Annotated in this window: 21 protein-coding genes; 11 read left to right on the top strand and 10 right to left on the bottom strand. The window is 67.7% G+C overall.

Features of this window, described 5'->3' with window-relative positions; all coding sequences use genetic code 11:
• The first annotated feature begins 5 nt into the window (after positions 1 to 5).
• Entirely contained in the window at positions 6 to 845 is an 840-nt protein-coding gene (gene panC, locus C1704_RS00755; RefSeq protein ID WP_104300007.1) for a pantoate--beta-alanine ligase, read from the top strand.
• Here the strand turns inward: panC and C1704_RS00750 are convergent.
• The 6 genes from C1704_RS00750 to C1704_RS00725 form a co-directional block, all read right to left on the bottom strand.
• Positions 842 to 2,659 carry a lipase family protein gene (locus C1704_RS00750; RefSeq protein WP_104300005.1) on the bottom strand — a complete coding sequence of 606 codons (1,818 nt, stop codon included), beginning with the start codon at positions 2,657 to 2,659 and terminating at the stop codon, positions 842 to 844. The genes panC and C1704_RS00750 overlap by 4 nt on opposite strands.
• 10 nt (positions 2,660 to 2,669) lie before the next feature.
• On the bottom strand, positions 2,670 to 4,448 hold the full coding sequence (locus C1704_RS00745) for an ATP-binding protein (RefSeq protein ID WP_245876339.1): 1,779 nt from the start codon (positions 4,446 to 4,448) through the stop codon (positions 2,670 to 2,672).
• A 49-nt stretch (positions 4,449 to 4,497) separates the two neighbouring features.
• A complete protein-coding gene (locus C1704_RS00740) occupies positions 4,498 to 6,033 on the bottom strand; it encodes a B12-binding domain-containing radical SAM protein (protein ID WP_104300001.1) in 1,536 nt (511 codons plus the stop codon).
• 30 nt (positions 6,034 to 6,063) lie between these two features.
• Positions 6,064 to 6,801 carry a response regulator gene (locus C1704_RS00735; RefSeq protein ID WP_104300341.1) on the bottom strand — a complete coding sequence of 246 codons (738 nt, stop codon included), beginning with the start codon at positions 6,799 to 6,801 and terminating at the stop codon, positions 6,064 to 6,066.
• 146 nt (positions 6,802 to 6,947) lie between these two features.
• Positions 6,948 to 7,403: a MaoC family dehydratase gene (locus tag C1704_RS00730; RefSeq protein ID WP_104299999.1), complete on the bottom strand. Its 456-nt coding sequence runs from the start codon at positions 7,401 to 7,403 to the stop codon at positions 6,948 to 6,950.
• A 24-nt stretch (positions 7,404 to 7,427) separates the two neighbouring features.
• Entirely contained in the window at positions 7,428 to 8,045 is a 618-nt protein-coding gene (locus C1704_RS00725; RefSeq protein ID WP_104299997.1) for a ParA family protein, read from the bottom strand.
• A gap of 44 nt (positions 8,046 to 8,089) precedes the next feature.
• On the opposite strand from C1704_RS00725, the gene kefF reads away from it, so the two are divergent.
• Both kefF and kefC read left to right on the top strand, forming a co-directional pair.
• Positions 8,090 to 8,713, top strand: coding sequence for a glutathione-regulated potassium-efflux system oxidoreductase KefF (kefF, locus tag C1704_RS00720; protein WP_104299995.1), 624 nt, complete (start codon positions 8,090 to 8,092; stop codon positions 8,711 to 8,713).
• A gap of 3 nt (positions 8,714 to 8,716) precedes the next feature.
• Entirely contained in the window at positions 8,717 to 10,525 is a 1,809-nt protein-coding gene (gene kefC, locus C1704_RS00715; RefSeq protein ID WP_104299993.1) for a glutathione-regulated potassium-efflux system protein KefC, read from the top strand.
• On the opposite strand, the gene C1704_RS00710 is transcribed toward kefC, so the two are convergent.
• Positions 10,526 to 11,290, bottom strand: a complete 765-nt coding sequence (locus C1704_RS00710; protein WP_104299991.1) for a sulfite exporter TauE/SafE family protein — start codon at positions 11,288 to 11,290, stop codon at positions 10,526 to 10,528.
• Positions 11,291 to 11,307: 17 nt separating this feature from the next.
• On the opposite strand from C1704_RS00710, the gene C1704_RS00705 reads away from it, so the two are divergent.
• Positions 11,308 to 11,949, top strand: a complete 642-nt coding sequence (locus tag C1704_RS00705) for a trimeric intracellular cation channel family protein (RefSeq protein ID WP_104299989.1) — start codon at positions 11,308 to 11,310, stop codon at positions 11,947 to 11,949.
• 7 nt (positions 11,950 to 11,956) lie between these two features.
• Here C1704_RS00705 and C1704_RS00700 read toward each other — a convergent pair whose 3' ends face one another.
• Positions 11,957 to 12,535, bottom strand: a complete 579-nt coding sequence (locus C1704_RS00700; protein ID WP_104299987.1) for a malonic semialdehyde reductase — start codon at positions 12,533 to 12,535, stop codon at positions 11,957 to 11,959.
• Between the two features lie 42 nt (positions 12,536 to 12,577).
• Here C1704_RS00700 and C1704_RS00695 point away from each other — a divergent pair, with 42 nt between their 5' ends.
• Positions 12,578 to 13,009, top strand: coding sequence for a DUF1841 family protein (locus C1704_RS00695; protein ID WP_104299985.1), 432 nt, complete (start codon positions 12,578 to 12,580; stop codon positions 13,007 to 13,009).
• A gap of 19 nt (positions 13,010 to 13,028) precedes the next feature.
• Here the strand turns inward: C1704_RS00695 and C1704_RS00690 are convergent, their stop codons facing one another.
• Positions 13,029 to 13,220, bottom strand: coding sequence for a heavy-metal-associated domain-containing protein (locus C1704_RS00690; RefSeq protein WP_104299983.1), 192 nt, complete (start codon positions 13,218 to 13,220; stop codon positions 13,029 to 13,031).
• 140 nt (positions 13,221 to 13,360) lie between these two features.
• Here C1704_RS00690 and C1704_RS00685 point away from each other — a divergent pair, with 140 nt between their 5' ends.
• Positions 13,361 to 15,757: a heavy metal translocating P-type ATPase gene (locus tag C1704_RS00685; RefSeq protein WP_104299981.1), complete on the top strand. Its 2,397-nt coding sequence runs from the start codon at positions 13,361 to 13,363 to the stop codon at positions 15,755 to 15,757.
• Positions 15,754 to 16,185: a Cu(I)-responsive transcriptional regulator gene (gene cueR / locus C1704_RS00680; protein WP_104299979.1), complete on the top strand. Its 432-nt coding sequence runs from the start codon at positions 15,754 to 15,756 to the stop codon at positions 16,183 to 16,185. Before C1704_RS00685 ends, cueR begins: the two co-directional genes overlap by 4 nt.
• Before the next feature lie 53 nt (positions 16,186 to 16,238).
• Here cueR and C1704_RS00675 read toward each other — a convergent pair whose 3' ends face one another.
• The gene (locus C1704_RS00675) at positions 16,239 to 16,916 is read right to left on the bottom strand and encodes a c-type cytochrome (RefSeq protein ID WP_104299978.1); all 678 of its coding nucleotides are present in this window, start codon (positions 16,914 to 16,916) and stop codon (positions 16,239 to 16,241) included.
• A 113-nt stretch (positions 16,917 to 17,029) separates the two neighbouring features.
• Here C1704_RS00675 and C1704_RS00670 point away from each other — a divergent pair, with 113 nt between their 5' ends.
• From C1704_RS00670 to C1704_RS00655, 4 genes are read left to right on the top strand one after another with little or no spacing between them, the layout of a single operon-like run.
• Positions 17,030 to 17,872 (top strand): AAA family ATPase, encoded by an 843-nt coding sequence (locus tag C1704_RS00670; RefSeq protein WP_104299976.1) that lies wholly within the window; start codon positions 17,030 to 17,032, stop codon positions 17,870 to 17,872.
• Positions 17,873 to 17,876: 4 nt separating this feature from the next.
• Positions 17,877 to 18,473, top strand: coding sequence for a GNAT family N-acetyltransferase (locus tag C1704_RS00665; RefSeq protein ID WP_104299974.1), 597 nt, complete (start codon positions 17,877 to 17,879; stop codon positions 18,471 to 18,473).
• A gap of 25 nt (positions 18,474 to 18,498) precedes the next feature.
• On the top strand, positions 18,499 to 19,683 hold the full coding sequence (locus C1704_RS00660) for a vWA domain-containing protein (protein ID WP_104299972.1): 1,185 nt from the start codon (positions 18,499 to 18,501) through the stop codon (positions 19,681 to 19,683).
• Positions 19,680 to 21,521 (top strand): autotransporter assembly complex protein TamA, encoded by a 1,842-nt coding sequence (locus C1704_RS00655; protein ID WP_104299970.1) that lies wholly within the window; start codon positions 19,680 to 19,682, stop codon positions 21,519 to 21,521. The genes C1704_RS00660 and C1704_RS00655 overlap by 4 nt, the downstream gene beginning before the upstream one ends.
• Positions 21,522 to 21,523: the final 2 nt, after the last annotated feature.

Below are 21,523 nucleotides of genomic sequence, written 5' to 3'. Positions count from 1 at the left end.
ACGCCATGCGCATCGTCCACACCATCGCCGAGCTGCGGCAGGCCCTGGCCGGCAGCACCCGCACCGCCTTCGTGCCCACCATGGGCAATCTGCACGAGGGGCATCTCTCGCTGGTGCGCCTGGCCAAGGAGCATGGCGGGCCGGTCGTGGCCAGCATCTTCGTCAACCGCCTGCAATTCGCGCCGCACGAAGACTTCGACACCTACCCCCGCACCCTGGAGCGCGACTGCGAACTGCTGCGCAGCGTGGGCTGCAACCTGGTCTTTGCACCCAGCGAAGCCGAGCTTTACCCCGAACCCCAGGCCTACACCGTGCAGCCGCCCGCCGAATTGGCCGGCCTGCTCGAAGGCGAGTTCCGCCCCGGCTTCTTCACCGGCGTGTGCACGGTGGTGCTCAAGCTCTTCAACTGCGTGCAGCCCCGCGTGGCGGTCTTCGGCAAGAAGGACTACCAGCAGCTCATGGTGGTGCGCCGCATGGTGCAGCAGCTCGCCCTGCCCATCGATGTGATCGGTGCCGAAACCGCCCGCGCCGAAGACGGGCTGGCGCTGTCCTCGCGCAACGGCTACCTGAGCGAGGCCGAGCGCGCCGAAGCCGTGCAGCTGTCGATGACGCTCAAGGACGTGCAGCTGAAGCTGCGCCGCGGTGAACGCGACCTGCCGGCGATCGAAGGTGCCGCGATGGCCCACCTGCGCGGGCGCAACTGGCAGCCCGACTACGTGAGCGTGCGCCGTCGCACCGATCTGCGGCCACCCACCGCCGAGCAGCTGGCCGCAGGCGACCCCCTGGTGGTGCTGGCCGCCGCCCGACTCGGTACGACGCGGTTGATCGACAACCTGGAGGTCTAAGCCACCCGGAGCAGATGTTGCTCCAGCGCCTGCCGGATCTGCGCAACCGTCGGAGGGTGCGCGAAGTAGCCGGTGTGGAACACCGGTGAGGCGTCGTGTGCCCGAGGCAGTCCCTCGGGCTTGGACGAGTGCAGTGGCACGATGCCGTCGCCGTCGGCTTCCAGACCGGCAAAATCCTCGATCACGCGGTGCCACACACGGTCCTCCACGGGGCGCCCGCGTGGCGGAGCCCATTCAGATCCCCAGGCCGTGAGCTCTTCGGGCAGCGGCTGCCCCTTGGCCATACGGGCCACGCCGGCAGGCTCCACGTCCTGAAAGCCCGGCGGAATGTCGTACGCCAGCGCCCGCTCCAGAATCAGCAGCTCGGTCATCTGCTGCTTGTCCAGCACGCCGGAAGCCACGTCGCGGAAGGCCCCCACCAGCATGCTCAGGCCTGCCCAGCGGCGACCGATCTGTCGGAAGACCTTGGTCCCCAGGTGCGGGCTGCCCGCCGTCAACGCGTGGAAATCCCAGTGAGGCCAGCGCTTGCGCAGCCTCGGCAAGGCGAAACGCGCCACGTTCCCTCCCCGCGAATGGGCCAGCAGCACGAGCGTGCCCCGCTCTGCGCGGCCGATGACCTGGCGTTCCAGCTGGTCGATGAGCTGGTTGATATTGCGGTCCACGCGCAGGAAGGTGTCGTGCTCGAACCGCCAGACCCGCTGTGCATCGAGCAGGGGCAACCCCTCCCACGGACCGGGCCGTGTCGAGGCCTCGGCGGCATCGCGGGCCAGCCAGGCCGACCAGCCGCTGCGCGCGGAGGTCAGCCCCCCGTGGAGCAGCAGCACATGCGACAGGACGGCGTCGGCATCGGCCCCTGGCTGGTGGACGGCCGCAGGACGGGAGGCCGGCGCCAGCCGGGCACCCTGCTTGACGTGTCGTGCCAGATCGGCATCCGCCAGTGGCGGCAGGCCCAGCGCCTGGGACCACCACGCCTCGTCCGTGCGCAGGCGTCCTTCGAAGGTCGGGTCGCGGTCGACCATCGGCTGCTTCCAGCCGAACCACCGCAAGGCACGTCGGGCCTGGCGCATCAGCCAGCCCGTGGCGCCTTCCTGCAACTCGAAACTCACCACCGGTACGGCCACCAGCAGGCCGACCCCGGGACGCAAGGTGCGGCGGATCAACGGCGCCTGCGCCTCGTTGGTCGGCACCAGCCAGCGGGGTCGTCCGCGCTTGAACTCCAGGAGATTGTCCGAGGCCCCCACACCATCGCCGCGGAAGCTGCAAGGTGACCAGATCTGCGGTCCATCACCATCGGGGTCGAGCAACCCGCACCCACCCCAGTAGATGTGCGTCTCGACCTCGAGCTGCACCTTCACGTGCTGCTTGCGCCAGGCCTCGGGCAGATGCTCGGCAAACGCCTGCGCCAGCGCCTGCTCGCAGTCTGCCAGGGGCACGCGCATGTTGAGCGGTGTGTCACGCCGACGCACCAGGGGCGAAAGCCACCAGACCTCTGGATGCCACAGATGCAGACGACGTGTGGTCGGGTCGGCACTGGGTTTCACACAGGCGGAGCTGGAACAGAGGTCGGGGTGATCGCAGCCCGGCAGGCCGTCGCACGCCTCGCTCAAGCGTGCCTCTTCCACAAGCTGACGTTCGATGCCCTCCACGAAAGGGGCCAGCTCATCGGAGTACCACACCTGTCGCAGGGTGCGGAACCGGTCCAGCACGTCGATGGCCGTGATACGGCCTTCGACCCGTTCGATCAGTGGCTTGCGGCGCCGCGTCGGACGATCGTCCTGGTCGTCGATCGAGAGCTGCAGATGCACCTCGGACATGAGGTTCTCCTCAGTGCGAGCGGACGCCCAGCTTGAAGGCAATCATGGCCCGCAGCTTGTTGGGCACGACGGGTTTGATCAGCAGATGGAAGTCATGGCGCTGAGCTTCTTCCTCCAGCCCCGCGGTGGTGCTGCCGGTCACGACGATGGCAGGCAACTCGGGCCCGAACACCTTGCGCAGGACCTGGATCGCGTCGATCCCGGTGTGCTGATGGTCAATGCGGTAGTCGACGATGGCGAGGTCTGGCCGCTGGCCCTGATGGTGAGCCTGTTCGGCCCATTGGCGGCAGCCTTCGACGGTGTCGAAGGCCGCCACGGTGGCGCCCCAGCCCTTGAGCAACACCTCGAGCCCGTCACGAACCGAGGGTTCATCCTCCACCACAGCGATCAGCTTACGCTCCAGGGTGAGGCCCAGCGGTGCGCGCCCCGGCAGCGGCTCGAGCGAGCGCTGAGCCTTCCCCAGCGGAATGACCAGCGAGAAGACCGTCCCATGGCCAGGTCGGGACTTCAGCGTCAGCGACGCTCCCATGAGGTTGGCAAGGCGCCTGACGATCGACAGGCCCAGGCCCAGGCCCTTGCGATGATGCGCGGGCAAGGGACGGTCGGCCTCGACCTGGTAGAACTCTTCGAAGATCCGGTCCTGCTCCGATGCTCGGATGCCGATGCCCGTGTCCCAGACCTGGATCAGCAGCCGGTCGCCGCGCGGGCGGCATGTCACGAGGATGCCACCGTCTTCGGTATAGCGGATGGCATTGGAGATGAGGTTGCGCAGGATGCGGTCGACCAGCACGGGGTCCGCGTAGGCGTGGTGCTGTTCACCCCGGAACTTCAGCATCAGCCCCTTTTCGAAGGCGGTGGGCTCGTAATGCAGGCGAAGGCGGGCAAACAGATCCTTGAGCTTGAAATGCTGAGGATTCACCTCGACCGCGCCGGTGTCGATCTTGGTGATGTCCAGCAGCTCGGAGAAGAGCCCCTCCAGCGCGTCAACGGAGCTGTTGATGCTGTTGACCAGCTGGATGACCTCCTCATCGCGGCTCTTGTTGCGCAAGGCTTCGGCGAACAGGCCCACCGCGTGCAGAGGTTGGCGCAGATCATGGCTGGCCGCAGCAAAGAACTGCGTCTTTGCGCGGTTGGCCACTTCCGCTTCCTGTCGCGCAAGGTCAGCCGCTGCCTTCTCCTTGCGAAGCTGCTCCAGCAGATGCTCGGTTCGCAGCTTGAGCTCGATCACGCGTTCCATGGCCTGTCGGTAGTTGCGCCCGAGCAGCGCTGTCATGGCCATCGCCAGCAGCAGCACCCCCGCGAGTTCGTAGCTGTAGAGCGAGCCCTCCAAGGCGATCCGAGTGATCGTGGGGACGAAGCAAAAGCCGAGGAAGGCGAGAAACGCCCGGCGTTGGTCAGCCAACACCGGGACCGAGGCCACGCAATAGCTGTAAACCGTGATGATCAGCCCGATCTGCTGGATGCTGTCGCCAGCCCCATAGAACATCCAGACCGCAGCCCCCCACAGGGCACCCGATGCAAGCACGCCCGCATTCCACAGCCTGCGCCAGCGAGGAAAGTCGGTGTCGGGATTCAGTTCGATGCGCTTGAACCGGGCCGCGATCCACGCCCGGTACACCCACACGACCGTGAAGGCCACGCACCACAGCGACAACGAAAGCAGCGAAGCAAAGCCCGCATAGAGCAACACGATCACCACAGCGCCGATCAGATTGCCGGCCAGACTGGATGGTGTGTAGGTGTAGAGATTTCGAACGTGATCGGGCAGGTCCGGATCGTGCGAGGTCATCGCATGAGGTGATGTTCCGGGGGGCGTTTGCATCGTGGTGGTGCTCATGTCAGGCAATCACGGTCGTCTTGCGCAGCGTGTTCACGTTGAACACCTTGTCGTGGTGGCGCCAGCCGGGTAGCACTCGTCCGTCCTCGTCGGTGACCAGGGTGGGGCTGCACAGATCAAGCTGCTGTGCTTCGCAATCGAAGTCGTCGCGGGAAAACGGCACCGTCTCTGGAGGAGGCGTGTCGGTGCCGGCCATGAAGGTGCGGCCCGGCACCGGATCGAAGCGCGTTGCCCACATGTCGCCCACATCCAGGGCGGCGGCGGTCCAGGACCCGCGGCGCAGCAGGCGCGGCAGGTCGTCCGCGAGCTTGGCCAGCCGATGCGAGGGTGCGTAGATGTGGCGCATCGTCTCGTCATAGGCCTTCAGGAAACGATCGAGCGGCGCCTTCTGGGGCTGCAGCACCAGGGTGTAGGCACTGAAGTCGTAGAGGTTTGCGTTGGGCAGGAACATGGGCCGCTCGCTCCCAGCCATGCGGTCGAAGAACGGTGTGCCCGGGATGGGGGTCTCGAAAGACACGAAGCTCGGCACGTGCAGGCCGCATGCGTCGAGGTGATCGGGCAACGAGCGGATATAGGCCTCGTCGTCGTGGATCGGGCTGACAATGAGGCCGGCGATCACCAGAATGCCCTCGTCGCGGCTCTGGGCGATGGCCTGGGCGATCTTGCCGATGTTGTTCTGGGGCTTGGTGATGTCCGCCAGCGTGGCCGGATTGAAAGTCTCCAGACCGACGAACACGGCCCGGCAGCCGCAGTCGTACATCAGCTTGAGCAGTTCGCGGTTGGCGATGACGTTGAAAGTGAGGCAGGCCCCCCACAGCACCCCCAGGGGCTTGAGTGCCAGGCACAGCTCCCGAAACCACTTCAGGTTGCCCGCCAGGTTGTTGTCGTAGAAAACAATGAGGCGCTGCTTCCAGCCCGCGACCTTGGCGTCTCGCAGAGCAGCCTGACCCGCCAGGATGTCGCGCACGACGGTGTGTACGGGGCGCAGCGCATGGCGGGTGCCCACCGCGGTCAGCGCGCAGAAGTCGCAGGCATAGGGGCAGCCGCGCGTGGCCTCCACCGACAGCGGGAAGACCTGCTTGCGCGCCACCGGCGCAATGCGCGGCACCGGCACCAGGTCGGCAAAGTACCCCGCAGAGCGATACACCGGCTGCAGCCGGTTGTCACGGGCATCCTCCACCACCCGCTGCACGGTGTCCTCGGGATCACCGATCACGACGGCATCGAAGTAGGGGGCGCACAGGTGCGCATAGGTGCCCGCCATGCCCCCGCCTAACACCGTACGGGCCCCGCGTCGGCGGTAGTAGTGACTGATCTGCCGCGCCCGGTCCCAGTCAGCGTGCACGCAGGAAAGGAACACCAGGTCGTAGGACTTGGACCAGTCCGGATCGTCCCAGGTGTCGTTGACGATCTCGACATCACACCAGTCGGGCAACAGGCCGGCGATCAGCGGGCCGATCTGGGGCTGCAGTCCCCCGCGGTGGTGCTGCCCCTTCCGGTGGTAGTCGGTGAAGACGGAGATGATGGCGACCCGCATGGAACGCACCTGCCTGCTACAGGGGTGCGTTCAATGCTGCGAGGCGCGCCAAGCCTGGAAGCTGCCGTGCTGCTGGGTCATCTGGCTGACGGCCAGCACGGCCTGCGTGCGTGAGCTCACGCCCAGCGCCCGCAACACGGCCGCCACGTGATCCTTCACCGTTTCGACCGACAGGCCCAGTTCGCGGGCGATGAGCTTGTTGGGCTGGCCTTGCAACAACAGGGCCAGCACATCGGTCTGGCGCGGCGTGAGCCCGAGCGAGGCCAGCGAGGGCGCCGTCTGGTAGCCGCTGCGTTCGGCCTCGCCACTGACGGTGCGCAGGTAGCCACCGGGTTCGGTGTCGGCATCGGCGACAGGCGCCGCTTCCGCGTTGCGGCCCATGGTCATGGGGGGCACGTAGATGCCGCCAGACATCACGACGCGCAGGGCCTCGAAAAGGGTGTCGTTGGAGGCCCGCTTGGGCACGAAGCCCATGGCGCCCAGGTCGATGGCCCGGATGACGTCGGAGGTGCGATCGGACGCGGAGACCACCACCACCGGCAGCGCGGGGTAGGCATTGCGGAACTCGGTCAGCAGGTCGAAGCCGCTGGCATCACCGAGGGCCAGGTCGAGCATGACCAGGTCGTAGTTGGCGTCCTGCTTCAGGGCTTCGCGTGCAGCCCGGCCACTGCCGACGCCCTGCACCTCGACATCGTCGCCCAGGCCCTGGATGACCGTTTGCAGCGCCGACAGGATCAGCGGATGGTCGTCGACCAGCAGTACTCGCATGCCCATATTCCCTCTCAACGGCGCCCTGGCCGCCCCGACAAGCCGCAGCGGTTCTTGATTATTGATCCGCGTCAGGCCGCAATGCTAGTGGACGCTCGCCATCTGCTGGCACCCCCAAAGGGGGGTGTGGTGCGCACCCCGCGCGCTCAGGGATAGCGCCGACTGATCGATTCAGCCACACACACCGGCTTGGACGAGCCCTCTCGCTCGATGGTGGCCTCCACCGTGAGCTGCACTCCGCCGTTGTCGATGGGCTCGAAGGCCAGCAACTTGAAGTGGGCCCGCAGGCGGCTGCCGACCGGCACCGGCGCCGGGAAGCGCACCTTGTTGAGCCCGTAGTTCACGCCCATGCGGGTCTGGCGCACCTCGAAACCCGTGGCAAAGAAAAGCGGCAGCAGGCTGAGGGTGAGGAAGCCATGCGCGATCGGGGCGCCAAAGGGGCCGGCCGCGGCACGCTCGGGATCGACATGGATCCATTGGTGGTCGCCGGTGGCCTCGGCAAAGAGGTTGATGCGTTCCTGGTCGATGTGGACCCAGTCGCTGGTGCCGATGGCCTGGCCCACCAGGGGGCGCAGTTCTTCCAGGGTCTCGAAACTTCTCATGCGGGGGTGCTCAGGGGTTGATGTTCAGAGTTGCAGCCATTCGATCAGCGGCTCCCACTGCTGCAGGTCGCGCTCGACCCGGCCGGGGGCCACGTCCCACAGCGTCAGGCCGCGAGCGGCCAGCTGGATGTAGTTCTGCGTGTCGCGCAGGTAGCCCACCACCGGCACCTCGAGCTGGGCCACGAAGGCCTTGAGCTGGTCGGCCGCGATGGTGTGCTCGCGCACGCGCATGCCCACCACGCCCACCTGCACCTGGGCCGACTTGCGGTGCGCCAGCACCTGGTTGAGGAAGTCGCGTGTGGCGTAGATGTCGAAGATGCTGGGCTGCAGCGGCACGATGATCTGGTCGGCCAGCTTCATCACCTCGTCGAAGCGCCTGCCGTGCAGGCCCGCCGGGGTGTCGAGCACCACGTGGGTGGTGCCCTTGGGCGGCTTGACGATGTTGTCGTGGGCCACGTCCCAGCCGGCGATGGGCCAGGCCGATGCGGGCCGCAGGGAGAGCCAGGTGCGCGCCGACTGCTGCCGGTCGACGTCGCCGAGCATCACCGCATGCCCGCGCGAGGCGATGCAGCCGGCAAGGTTGGTGGCGATCGTGGACTTGCCCACGCCGCCCTTGGGATTGGCCACCACGATCACCGGCATCGCGCTCTCCGTCTTCGGGTTGCTATTCGGCTATGTTAGCGGCCATGTCCTCGATCCTCGTCCTGGCTGCGCATCCGCGGCTGCAGCTCTCGCAGGTGACGCGTCGCCTGATCGACGCCTCCCGCTCGCAAGCGGGGTCCTCGGTGGCGGTGCGCGACCTCTATGCGCTCTACCCCGACTACCTCATCGATGTCGCGCAAGAACAACAGGCCCTGGCCGCCGCGCGCCTGGTGGTGTGGCTCCACCCCATCCGCTGGTACAGCATGCCGCCGCTGATGAAGCTATGGGTGGACGAGGTGCTGACCCTGGGCTGGGCCTATGGTCGCGGCGGCCAGGCCCTGCGGGGCAAGGACCTGTGGCTGGTCACGTCCACCGGCGGCGGCGAGGCCGCCTACCACCCGAGCGGCTACAACCGCTACTTCTTCGACGCTTTCCTGCCACCCTACGAGCAGACGGCCACGCTGTGCGGCATGCGCTTCCTGCCGCCGCTGGTGTTGCATGGCGCCCACCGTGTCGAGCCTGCCGCCCTCGACGCCCACGCGCACACCTACGCGCAGCGGCTGCGCCAGTACCCCGACTGGCCCGAACTGGCCGAGCTGTCGGCGTGCCCCGGCTGCGACGTGCCGGCCGGCGACCGCCCCTCCCTCTCCTCCTCTCACACCCCCTGACCCATGGATGCCTCCACCTGGCTCACCGGCTCGCTGATCTTCCTCGCCGCGGCCGTGCTGGCCGTGCCCATCGCCAAGGCCCTGGGCCTGGGCTCGGTGATGGGCTATCTCGTGGCCGGCATGGCCATCGGCCCCTGGGGGCTGGGGCTGGTGCGCGATGGTGCACAGATCCTGAGCTTCTCGGAGTTCGGCGTGGTGCTGATGCTCTTCCTCGTGGGGCTGGACCTGGAACCGCGCCGCCTGTGGGCCCTGCGCGTGCCCATCTTCGGCTGGGGCAGCGTGCAACTCGTGGGATGCACCCTGCTCATGATGGGTGCCGGTCTGCTGGCCGGGACGTCGTGGCAGCTCAGCCTGGTGGCCGCCTTCGGCCTGGCCATGTCGTCCACCGCCATCGCGCTGGGCGTGCTGGGCGAACGCCACCTGCTGGCACGCGAATCCGGCCGGGCGGTGCTGTCGGTGTCGCTCTTCCAGGACGTGGCGTCCATCCCCTTCCTGGCCCTGGTGCCGCTGCTGGGGGCGGTGGCGGTCACCGGCGCCGATCCCGGCGGGGGCAGCACGGCCCTGAAGGCCGTGGTGGCCGTGGCCGGCGTGATCTTCGGGGGGCGGCTGCTGCTGCGCCCCGTGCTGCGCTGGATCGCGCGCAGCGATTCGCGCGAGATCTTCACCGCCGCCTCGCTGCTGCTGGTGGTGGCCATCGCGGCGCTGATGCAGTCCATCGGGCTGTCGATGGCGCTGGGCGCCTTCCTGGCCGGTGTGCTGCTGGCCGACAGCGAATACCGGCGCGAACTGCAAACCGACCTCGAACCCTTCCGCGGCCTGCTGATGGGCCTGTTCTTCATTGCCGTGGGCCTGGGCATCGACTTCGGGGTGGTGGCCGCGCGGCCCGGGTGGATCGCCCTGCTGCTGGCGGGCTTCCTGCTCATCAAGCTGGTGGTGATGTGGGCCATCGCGCGCTGGATGCCCATCCCCAAGCCCGAGCGCGCCGTCTTCATGCTGTTGCTGGCGCAGGGCGGCGAATTCGGCTTCGTGGTCTTCCAGGCCGGCGCCCAGGTGGGCGTGCTCGACGCGGCGGCGCACTCGGTGCTCGTGGCCACGGTGGCGCTGTCCATGCTGCTCACGCCGCTGCTGTTGCGCCTGGCCGAACGCTGGATGCCCACGCAAGGTACGACACGCCCCGACCTGCCCGAACTGAGCGACCCCCAGGAGGCGCCGGTCATCCTCGCCGGCTTCGGCCGCTACGGGCAGATCATCGGCCGGCTGCTGTTCGCCAACGGCGTGAACGCCACCGTGCTCGACCACGACCCCGAACAGGTGGAGGTCGTGCGCCGCTTCGGCTGGCGGGTGCACTATGGCGACGCCACCCGGCTCGACCTGCTGCGCACGGCCGGCGCCGGAACGGCCCGGGTGCTGGTGATCGCGGTGGATGACATCGAGCAGAGCCTGGCCATCGCCGACCTGGCCCGGGACCACTTCCCCCACCTGCAGGTGGTGGCGCGCGCCCGCAACGTGACGCACTGGTATGAGCTGCGCCAGCGCGGCGTCACCCACATCGAACGCGAGACCCTGGATTCGGCCCTGATGAGCGCGCGCACCGTGCTGGAGAAGATGGGCTGGGAACCGCACCACGCGCGCGAGCTGGCCTTGCGCTTCCGGCGCCACACCATCGACCAGCTCGAGCAGCAGCTGCCCCACTACAAGGACCAGGCCCGCCTGATCGCGATCGCCAAGCAAGGCCGCCAGCAGCTCGAAACCCTGTTCGCGCAGGAACGCCAGAGCCCGGAAGAGCGCCGCCGCGAGGGCTGGGGGGAGTGATCAGCGCAAGCCGTCCCAGAGCAGCTTGCAGCCGGTGAGGAACATGCCGGCGTACACGAGCCGGTAGAACCAGTCCTGGCGTACACGGTGCACCAGGCGCACGCCCAGCCACACGCCCATCGGTGCAAAGGGCATCAGGGCCAGGGCCGTGATCATGTTGCGCCAGTCGATCAGGCCCAGCCAGGCGTAGGGGATCCACTTCGAGGCATTCACCGCCGCGAAGAACACCGCCATCGTGGCCGAGAACACCACGGGCGACAGGCGCAGCGGCAGCACGTAGGCGTTGATGGGCGGCCCACCCGCGTGGGCGACGAAGCTCGTGAAGCCCGAGGCCACGGCGAGCAGGCGGCCCAGCCACAACGGCGGTGGAGGCGCATCGGCGCGCGGCGGGAAAAAGAGCCGCTGCGCCAGGAAGGCAAGCGTGAGCCCCCCCACCACGGCAGCCACCGTCGTGGGAGAGAGGACCCCGAACAGCAGCATGCCCACCACGGTCCCGACCAGACCCGCCGGCAGGAGCAGGCGGATGAGCTTCAGATCGACGTGGCGTCGGTAGGCCGTCACGCCCAGCACGTCCATCACCGCCAGCAGGGGCAGCATGATGGCCGCGGCCTGGGGCACCGAGATCGTGAGCGCCATGATGGGCACGGCCAGCGAGCCGAAGCCCGAGCCGAAGCCGCTCTTGGACAGCCCCATCAGCAGCACGGCCGGAATGGCTGCGGCATAGAACCAGGGGTCGGTGATGAGCCAGCGGGTCAGCTCGGCCATGCGGCCCCCTGGGTAACATGCGGCCCATGGATCCGTCCCGCATCGAAGGCCTGCGCCTTGTCATCGAAGTGGCCGCCACGCTGGCCTTTGCCCTGTCGGGCCTGCTTGAAGCGGCGCGCCGCAAGCTCGATGCCGTGGGCGCCTGCGTGGTGGCCTTTCTGGCCGCCTTCGGCGGTGGCACGCTGCGCGACCTGCTGCTCGACCAGCGCCCCTTCTTCTGGGTGCGTCATGTCGAGTACGTGTGGGCGGTGCTGGTGCTCAGTGTGCTGGCGATGATCGTGCTGCGCGCCCGCCATCTGGCCCTCACCGAGCGCGCGATCCTCATCCCCGACGCGCTGGGCCTGGGTCTGTTCGCCGCCGCCGGGACCGACATGGCCCTGGGCCTTGGACACCCCCCGCTCATTGCGGTGCTCATGGGGGTGGTGACCGGGGTGTTCGGCGGCGTGCTGCGCGACGTCGTCTGCAATGAAATCCCCAATGCCTTCCGAGACCACCGACCCTATGCCGTGGTGGCCTTCATCGGCGGCTGGCTGTACGTGGGCCTGGAGCGCCTGGCTGTGGGCGCAGACTGGGCCCTGGTGATCACCGTGGTGGCCATCGCCGCGGTGCGCCTGCTGGCCCTGGCGCGGCAGTGGACGCTGCCGCGCTGGCGCGTCTGACGCGGCCTCAGACAATGCGGCAGGCCTGCTCGAAGCTCAGCCGGGGGCTGCGGGGAAAGAGCTGGCTGGCGTCGCCGTGGCCCAGGTTGCAGATGAAGTTGGTCTTCACCTGGGTGCCGGCCCAGAACTCTGCGTCCACCTTGGCCGCATCGAAGCCGCTCATCGGCCCGCAGTCCAGGCCCAGGGCCCGTGCCGCCAGGATGAAATAGCCGCCTTGCAGGCTGGAGTTGCGGAAGGCCGTGGCCTCGATCTTGGCCGGCTGGCCTTCGAACCACCCCCTCGCGCCGGGGTTGTGCGGGAACAGCTCCCCCATGTGCTCGTAGAAGGCCAGGTCCATGCCCAGGATGGCGGTGACCGGCGCCTTGGCCGTCTTGGCCTGGTTGCCGGCGTCCATCAGCGGCACGAGGCGCGCCTTGCCCTGCACGCTGGTGACGAACTGGATGCGCAGCGGGCTGCAGTTGGCGGAGGTGGGGCCGAACTTCATCATGTCGTAGAGCTGGCGCAGGGTGTCCTCGGACACCGGCCTATCGAGCCAGACGTTGTGGGTGCGGGCGTGGTCGAACAGCTGTTCAGTGGTGATCTGCATGGTGTTCTTTTCCAGTCAACGGCAAAGGAGCAGAATTGTCGGATGTTTGCCCCAACCCAACACGATGTGCGGCGATTCTTCTGCGAGACCTTCCGCAAGGAACGTGCCGGCGAACCGCTGACGCCCCTGGAAGCCATCGCTTCGGACTGGATCAGCCAGCACCCCGAATACCACGGCGACCTGGCCGATGCCGAGGCGGCCGTGGCGGCCAGCTTCGAGGTGGAGGAGGGCCGCACCAACCCCTTCCTGCACCTGGCCATGCACCTGTCGATCAGCGAGCAGACCGGCGTGGACCAGCCGCGTGGCATCCGCCAGGCCACCGATCTGCTGTCGCGCCGACTGGGCTCGCTGCACGAGGCCCATCACGAGGTGATGGAATGCCTGGGCCAGATGCTGTGGACCTCGCAGCGCAGCGGCCTGCCGCCCGATGGCGAGGCCTACATCGACTGCGTGCGCCGGCGCGCCACGCGCTGAGTCTCCGGACCGTGCCGGTTCAGCTCGCCGGGTAGCCTTCCTCGGCCAGTGCCTGGCGCACGGCCTCGGGCGGCTGCTGCGTCTCGATCTTCACCCGCTGAGCGGGCAGGTCGATCTCGATGCGTGCCTGCGGGTCCAGCTTCTGAACGGTCTGCGTGACGGTGCGCACGCAATGGCCGCAGGTCATGTCCTTCAGGGTCAGTTCGATCATGGCAAGGCCTTGTCGGTGGTGGAAATGCCTTCACTTTAGACTTTGCCATCATGGCAAGGTCAAGCCCGAAGTTCGCGCTTGACCTTGCCATCAGGTAAAGGTCTACGCTGACGTCATTGTTCACTTCTCCAAGCCTTGCCATGACCACCTATACCTTGCCGATCGACGGCATGACCTGCGCCTCCTGCGTGAGTCGGGTCGAGCGGGCCCTGAAGCGCCTGCCCGGTGTGGAAAGTGCCTGCGTCAATCTGGCCACCGAATCGGCCACCGTGCAGGCGCAGTGCCCGCTGCCTGAGCTCGTGAGCACGGTCCAGGCCGCCGGCTACGATGTGCCGCGGCGCGAACAGCAACTGCGCATTGAAGGCATGACCTGCGCCAGTTGCGTGAGCCGGGTCGAGAAAGCCCTCAAGCGGGTGCCGGGCGTGATGGAGGCCAGCGTCAACCTGGCCACGGAAACAGCCACCGTCACGGCCTTGCAGGGCGTCAGCGACGCCGCCCTGCTGGGTGCCGTGCGCGACGCCGGCTACACCGCCCACCTGCCCGGCACCACCGCCGCGCCCGCCGCCCCGGCACGGCGCGGCGTGAGCGAAGGCCAGGCGGTGGTGCTGGCGGCCCTGCTGTCGCTGCCGCTGGCCGGGCCGATGGTGGGCGACCTCTTCGGGCAGCACTGGATGCTCAACGGCTGGCTGCAATGGGCGCTGGCCACACCGGTGCAGTTCTGGCTCGGGGCGCGCTTCTATCGCGCGGCCTGGAAGGCCCTGCGCGCCGGCACCGGCAACATGGACCTGCTGGTGGCCCTGGGCACCAGCGCGGCCTACGGGCTGAGCGTTTACCGGATGCTCTCCGATGACAGCGGCATGCCGCACCTCTATTTCGAGTCGGCTGCCGTGGTGATCACGCTCGTGCTGCTGGGCAAGTGGCTGGAAGCGCGCGCCAAGCGCCAGACCACCGAAGCCATCCGCGCCCTGCAGGCCCTGGCCCCGGAAACCGCCCGCGTGCGCCGTGGAGACGAGGAAGTGGAGTTGCCCCTGGCCGAGGTGGTGGTGGGCGATATCGTGGTGGTGCGCCCCGGCGAGCGGGTGCCCGTGGACGGCGAAGTGCTCGAAGGCCACAGCCATTTCGATGAATCCTTGCTGACCGGCGAGAGCCTGCCCGTCAGCAAGGGGCCGGGCGAGCGCGTCACCGGCGGGTCGATCAATGCCGAGGGCCGCGTGGTGCTGCGCACCGTGGCCGTGGGGGCCGAAACCGCGCTGGCGCGCATCGTGCGCCTGGTGGAATCGGCCCAGGGCCACAAGGCGCCGATCCAGCGCCTGGTCGATCAGGTCAGCGCGGTCTTCGTCCCGGCGGTGGTGGGCCTCGCGCTCGTCACCGTGCTGGGCTGGGGCCTCGCCACGGGGGACTGGTCCACCGCCACGATCAACGCCGTGTCGGTGCTGGTGATCGCCTGCCCTTGCGCCCTGGGGCTGGCCACGCCGGCGGCGCTGATGGTGGGCACGGGCATCGCCGCGCGCCACGGCATCCTCATCAAGGACGCGCAGGCCCTGGAGGTGGCGCACGGCATCGACACGGTGGCCTTCGACAAGACAGGCACGCTCACCGAGGGCCGGCCGGCGCTCGTGGCGATGCAGGCCACACCTGGCCTCAGCGACGACACGCTGCTGGCCTGGGCCGCGGCGCTGCAGTCCGGCAGCGAACATCCGCTGGCCCATGCCGTGCTCGAGGCGGCCACACAGCGTGCGCTCGCCGCACCGGCCGCAGAAGGCGTGCGCGCCCTGCCCGGCCGGGGCGTGGCAGGGCGCGTGGACGGACGCGATCTGGTGCTGGCCAACGCCCGCGGCCTGCAGGAGATGGGCCTGGACCCCGCGCCCCTGGCGGGCCCCGCCCAGGCCTTGCAGACCCAGGGCCGCACCGTGTCCTGGCTGGCCGAAACCGCCCCGGCGCCACGCCTGCTGGGCCTGCTGGCCTTTGGCGACCACCTCAAGCCCCAGGCGCGCGAGGCCATCGGCCGGCTGCACGCCCAGGGCATCCGCACCGTGCTGGTCAGCGGGGACAACCGTGGCAGTGCGCTGGCCGCCGCGGCCGCGCTGGGCATGAGTGACGTGCGTGCCGAGGTGCTGCCCGAGGACAAGGCGCGGGTCATCGCTGAACTCAAGACACCCGGCGAGGGCGCGCGGGCGCGCCGCGTGGCCATGGTGGGTGATGGGCTGAACGACGCCCCGGCCCTGGCCGCGGCCGACGTGGGCCTGGCCATGGGCACGGGCACCGATGTGGCCATGCATGCCGCCGGCATCACGCTGATGCGCGGCGACCCGCGCCTGGTGGCCGATGCCATCGAGGTGTCGCGTCGCACCACCCGCAAGATCCGCCAGAACCTCTTCTGGGCCTTCATCTACAACGTGGTGGGCCTCCCGCTGGCGGCCCTCGGATTGCTGAGCCCGGTGATCGCCGGTGCAGCCATGGCGCTGTCCAGCGTGAGCGTGATCAGCAACGCGCTGCTGCTCAAGCGCTGGAAGCCCTCGGCGAGGAGCTCGTCATGAACATCGGTCAGGCCGCGCATGCCTCGGGGGTGAGCGCCAAGATGATCCGCCACTACGAAAGCCTGGGGCTGCTGCCGCCGATCGCCCGCACCGAATCGGGCTACCGGCAGTATGACGACACGGCCGTGCACACCCTGCGCTTCATCCGCCGGTCACGCGACCTGGGCTTTGGCATCGAGGAAATCCGCACGCTGCTGCAGCTGTGGCGCAACCGCCAGCGTGCCAGCAGCGAGGTCAAGCGCGTTGCACTGGAGCACGCGGCCGACCTGCAGCGGCGCATCGAGGAGATGCGGGCCATGAAGCGCACCCTGGAGCAGCTGGCCACCCACTGCCATGGCGACGATCGGCCCGACTGCCCCATCCTGGACGACCTCGCCGCCGAGTCAGCCCCCGCGCACTGCCACGTGCCCGACACACGTTTTCGCTGACCCCAAAGAAAAAGGCCGCTGGAACCAGCGGCCTTTCCATGCGCCTTGCGCGATCAGCGCGCAGCACTGGTGCGAAAGCGCGATTGCGGCACCACGCGCAGGTCGCCGGGCAGCGAGGCGATGTAGTTGGACATGGCCCGCAGCTCCGCATCAGTGAACTGCTTGACCTGACCAGCCATGATGGCGTTGTTGCGACCGATGATCGGGTTGCCTTCGGTCTTGTAGGACTTCAGCGCGACGTAGAGGTAATCGGCATGCTGGCCGGCAATCTTGGGGTAGCTGCCGTCGATGGGCTTGTTGAAGTTGGCACCGTGGCAGGCCACGCAGCCGCCTTTTTCCAGCAGCGAGGCCACTTCGGCTCGCGGCTGGCGGGCCGGGGTTTCCGGCACGTTGGCCGGCGGCACCTGCTGTTCGTAGAAGGCGGCGATGTCAGCCATGTCCTGCTCGGACAGCGACTCGGCAATGCCGCGCATGGTCGGGTGCTTGCGGTCACCCTTCTTGTAGGCTTCCAGTGAGGCCACGATGAACTTCGCGTTCTGGCCGGAGATCATCGGAACCTTGTGGATCTCGGGAAAACTCGCCTGGTAGCCGGGAATGCCATGACAGCCGATGCACATGGCCACCTTGCCTTCACCGGCCTTCACGTCCTGGGCAACGGCCGCGCCCGCAAAGAAGGCGCTCAAACCGGCCACTGCGGCCAGCGCGGTCATCGTGGATTTGACTTTCTTCATGGGCGCGTCGAGTGTTGAGATCTCGGGTCAGTGTTTGGGATCAACCGACGATTATAGCGGGCCCGCTTATACTGCCCTGACACCCATCCACGCTTGATCTGGCACACCCTTCCATGAAGTTTCTGGGCTCCGAGAACTACGTCGCCACCGACGACCTGCGCCTGGCGGTGAATGCTGCCATCACCCTGAAGCGGCCGCTGCTGGTGAAAGGTGAGCCGGGCACCGGCAAGACCATGCTGGCCGAGGAGGTGGCAAGCTCGCTGGGCATGCCCCTGCTGCAATGGCATGTGAAGTCCACCACCAAGGCCCAGCAGGGCCTGTACGAGTACGACGCAGTGAGCCGCCTGCGCGACAGCCAGCTGGGCGACGCACGCGTGAAGGACATCCACAACTACATCGTCAAGGGCGTGCTCTGGCAGGCCTTCGAAGCCGAACAGCCCGTGGCCCTGCTGATCGACGAGATCGACAAAGCCGACATCGAATTCCCCAACGACCTGTTGCGCGAACTCGACCGCATGGAGTTCTACGTGTATGAGACGCGGCAGATGATCCGCGCCAAGCATCGTCCGCTGGTGTTCATCACCTCGAACAACGAGAAGGAACTGCCCGACGCCTTCCTGCGCCGCTGCTTCTTCCACTACATCAAGTTCCCCGATGCCGAGACGATGAAGAGCATCGTGGAGGTGCACTTCCCGGGCCTGAAGAAGGAACTGCTGTCGGCTGCGCTGAAGAACTTCTACGACGTGCGCAACCTGCCGGGGCTGAAGAAGAAACCGAGCACCTCCGAGCTGCTGGACTGGCTCAAGCTGCTGGTGGCCGAGGACATGCCGGCCGAAGCCCTGCAGAGCAAGGACGACAAGGTCGCCATCCCGCCGCTGGTGGGAGCCCTGCTGAAGAACGAGCAGGACCTTTCGCTCTTCGAGAAGCTGGTCTTCATGCAGCGGCACAACCGCTGAGACCATGACCTCCCTCGCCCAGCCCGTCACGCTCACCGGCACCCACGTGGTGCTGGAGCCGCTGGCGCCCGAGCATGCCGGCGGCCTGGCCGACGCCGTGCGTGACGGCGAACTGTGGAAGCTCTGGTACACGAGCATCCCGTCTCCCGAGCAGATGCCGGGCGAGATCGAACGCCGCCTGACGCTGCGCGAGTCGGGTGCCTGGCTCCCCTTTGCCGTGCGCGAGCGCGCGACCGGACGACTGGCGGGCATGACCAACTACCTCCACATCGACAACGTGCACCGCCGGGTGGAGATCGGTGCCACCTGGTATGCGCGGCGCGTGCAGCGCACGGCCTTGAACACCGAGGCCAAGCTGCTGCTGCTCACCCACGCCTTCGAGACGCTGCAGTGCATCGCGGTCGAGTTCCGCACGCACGCCCTCAACCAGGCCAGCCGTCGCGGCATCGAGCGCCTGGGCGCCAGGCTCGACGGCATCCTGCGCCATCACCAGCGCACCCCGGACGGCAGCTTGCGCGACACCTGCGTCTACAGCATCACGGCCCCCGAATGGCCGACGGTGCGCACGCATCTGCAGTGGCAACTCGAACGACCGCGCTGACCCTGCCACGCCTGCGAGGCATTTCATGCTGATCGACTTCTTCTTCACCCTGCGCGCCGCCAAGCTGCCGGTGTCGATCAAGGAATTCCTGATGCTGCTTGAAGCCATCAGGAGCGGCGTCATCGACGACGATGCCGGCCCCACCGTGGACAAGTTCTACTACCTGGCACGCACGGCCCTGGTGAAGGACGAGGCCCATTTCGACAAGTTCGACCGGGCCTTCGGCGCCTATTTCAAGGGCGTGGAGCTGCTCACTGATTTTTCCAAGGAGATCCCGCTCGAATGGCTGCAAAAGCGCCTGGAGCTGGAGCTGTCACCGGAAGAGAAGGCCCAGATCGAGAAGCTCGGCTGGGACGAGCTGATGAAGCGCCTGCAGGAGCTCTTCGAGAAGCAGAAGGAACGCCACGAGGGCGGCAACCGCTTCATCGGCACCGGCGGCACGTCACCCTACGGCGCCTATGGCTACAACCCCGAAGGCATCCGCATCGGCCAGGAGAAGGGACGCAACAAGAGCGCGGTGAAGGTGTGGGACCAGCGCCAGTACAAGGACTACGACGACACGCTGGAGCTGGGCACGCGCAACATCAAGGTCGCCCTGCGCCGGCTGCGCCGCTTCGCGCGCGAGGGATCGGAGCTGGAACTCGACCTGGACGACACCATCCGCTCCACCGCGGCCAATGCGGGCTGGCTGGACCTCAAGATGGTGCCCGAGCGCCACAACCAGGTGAAGGTGCTGCTGCTGATGGACGTGGGCGGCACGATGGACGAGCACATCCATCGCGTCGAGGAACTTTTCAGCGCAGCGAAGTCTGAATTCAAGCACCTGGAGTTCTATTACTTCCACAACTGCGTCTATGACTACATGTGGAAGAACAACCGTCGCCGCTACAGCGAGAAGTTTCCGACCTGGGACGTGATCCGCAAGTACAACAAGGACTACAAGCTCATCTTCGTGGGTGACGCCACGATGAGCCCCTACGAAATCCTTCAGCCGGGCGGCAGTGTGGAATACAACAACGAGGAGCCTGGCGCCGAATGGCTGCAGCGCCTCACGCACGCCTTCCCCAAGTACGCCTGGATCAACCCCGAGCCCCAGGGCGTGTGGGGGTATCGGCAGTCGATCGCCATCATCCAGCAGATCATGAACCAGCGCATGTTCCCGCTCACGCTGTCTGGGCTGGAAGGGGCCATGCGCCTGCTGAGCAAATGACGGATCGTCGCTGCGCGCCACACCGGTCTTGCCTGGGAGCGCTGCTGGTCGCGCTGGCGGCGTTCACGCCCGACAGGGCACGCGCCGACGATGTGCCCCCCCCGTCGGTCGCCGAAGCCCCTGCACCTCGCACCCCCTATCTGCTGCGCATCACCGCGCCAGATGATCTCGACGACCTGCTGAGCACCTACCTGGACCTGGCACGCTTTCGTACCGACCCGGCCCTGGCCGACGTGACGGAAGCAGAGATCCGGCGCCTGGTGGCGGCCACGCCCGCCCAGGCCCAGTCGCTGCTGGAAACCCGGGGCTACTTCAACCCTTCGATCCGCATCACCACCGACGAGGGCTCGCCCCCGACGATCACGCTGCAGGTGGAACCGGGGGAGCGCACGCGCGTGAGCCGCGCCACGGTGGAGGTGCAGGGCGACATCGTGGAACGCGCCGAGCAAGGCGACGTCCGGGACCGCCAGTTGCTTGCCGAGATCCAGGCGGGCTGGCGCCTGCGAGAGGGGCGGCCCTTTTCGCAGGGATGGTGGAACAGCGAGAAGTCCGAACTGCTCGGCCGGCTGCGCACCGATGGTTACCCGGCCGCCGCCTGGAGCGGGACGGCCGCCGAGGTGGATGCGCCCCGCAACACGGTGCGCCTGTTCGCCGTGGCCGACAGCGGTCCCCTCTACCGCTTCGGCCCGACAAGCATCGAGGGGCTGTCATTGCACCGCGAAGAGGCCGTCAGCAATCTCCTGACCTTCCGGCCGGGCCAGCGCTACACCGAAAAGCAGGTGCTCGATCTGCAGGAGCGCCTGCAGCGCAGCGGGCTGTTCGAGTCGGCCTCGGTGATCGTCGATACGGACCCGGCCACCGCCGAGGCGGCTCCGGTGGCCATCACTGTGCGTGAACTGCCCTTGCAGGATCTCACGCTGGGTGTGGGCTACAGCGATGTTGCCCGCCTGCGCGGCACGATCGAGCACCTGCACCGTCGCCCCTTCGGACTGAACTGGGTGTCCAAGAACAAGCTGGAACTCGGTCGCGATCAGAAGGCGCTGAAGTCCGAACTGATCTCACACCCCAAGGCCGACCAGTACCGCAACCTGCTCGCATTCGCAGGCGAGCGGTTCAGCAGCGCCAGCAGTGCCCCCACCGACAGCTACCGCGTGCGTGCCGGCCGCACCCAGGACACCGAAAGGATCGACCGGCTCTACTACGGTGAATACACCACCGCCATCGTCACCACGGACCTCGGGCGCCAGCGGGCCAGCGCCATCACCGCCAACTACGAGTGGGTGTGGCGCAATGTGGACAACATCCTGCTGCCCACCCGGGGCATCGCCGCTTCGGCACAGGTGGGTGCCGGTCACGCCCGCAGCGACACCGGCAACGGCCCGTTCACCCGCCTCTACGGTCGCCTGAGCGGCTACCAGCCTCTCGGCGGCTGGTATGGCAGTGCCCGGCTGGAGGCCGCCGAGGTCTTCACCCGCAACAACGTCTCCGTGCCGGACACCCTGCTGTTCCGCGCCGGGGGTGACGAGTCGGTGCGGGGCTACCCCTACCGCTCGATCGGCCCGCAGCAGGGCGGCACCACCGTGGGCGGCAAGGTGCTGGCCACGGCCAGTGTGGAACTGGCCCGGCCCTTCAACACCCGCGACCTGCGGCAATGGTGGTGGGCCGTTTTCATGGATGCCGGCGACGCCACCAACTCCTGGCAGGACTATGCAGTCAAGGTCGGCGCGGGGGCAGGCATCCGCTGGCGCAGCCCCGTGGGTCCGCTGAAGATCGACGCCGCCTATGGCGAGGAAACGAACCGCTGGCGCCTGCATCTGAGCGTGGGCATCGCCTACTGAGC

The sequence above is a fragment of the Caldimonas caldifontis genome (assembly GCF_002930615.1).
Taxonomy (GTDB): Bacteria; Pseudomonadota; Gammaproteobacteria; order Burkholderiales; family Burkholderiaceae_C; genus Caldimonas; species Caldimonas caldifontis.
Note: the sequence above shows the minus strand (reverse complement) of the source record. Positions and strands in the feature narration are given on the sequence as shown.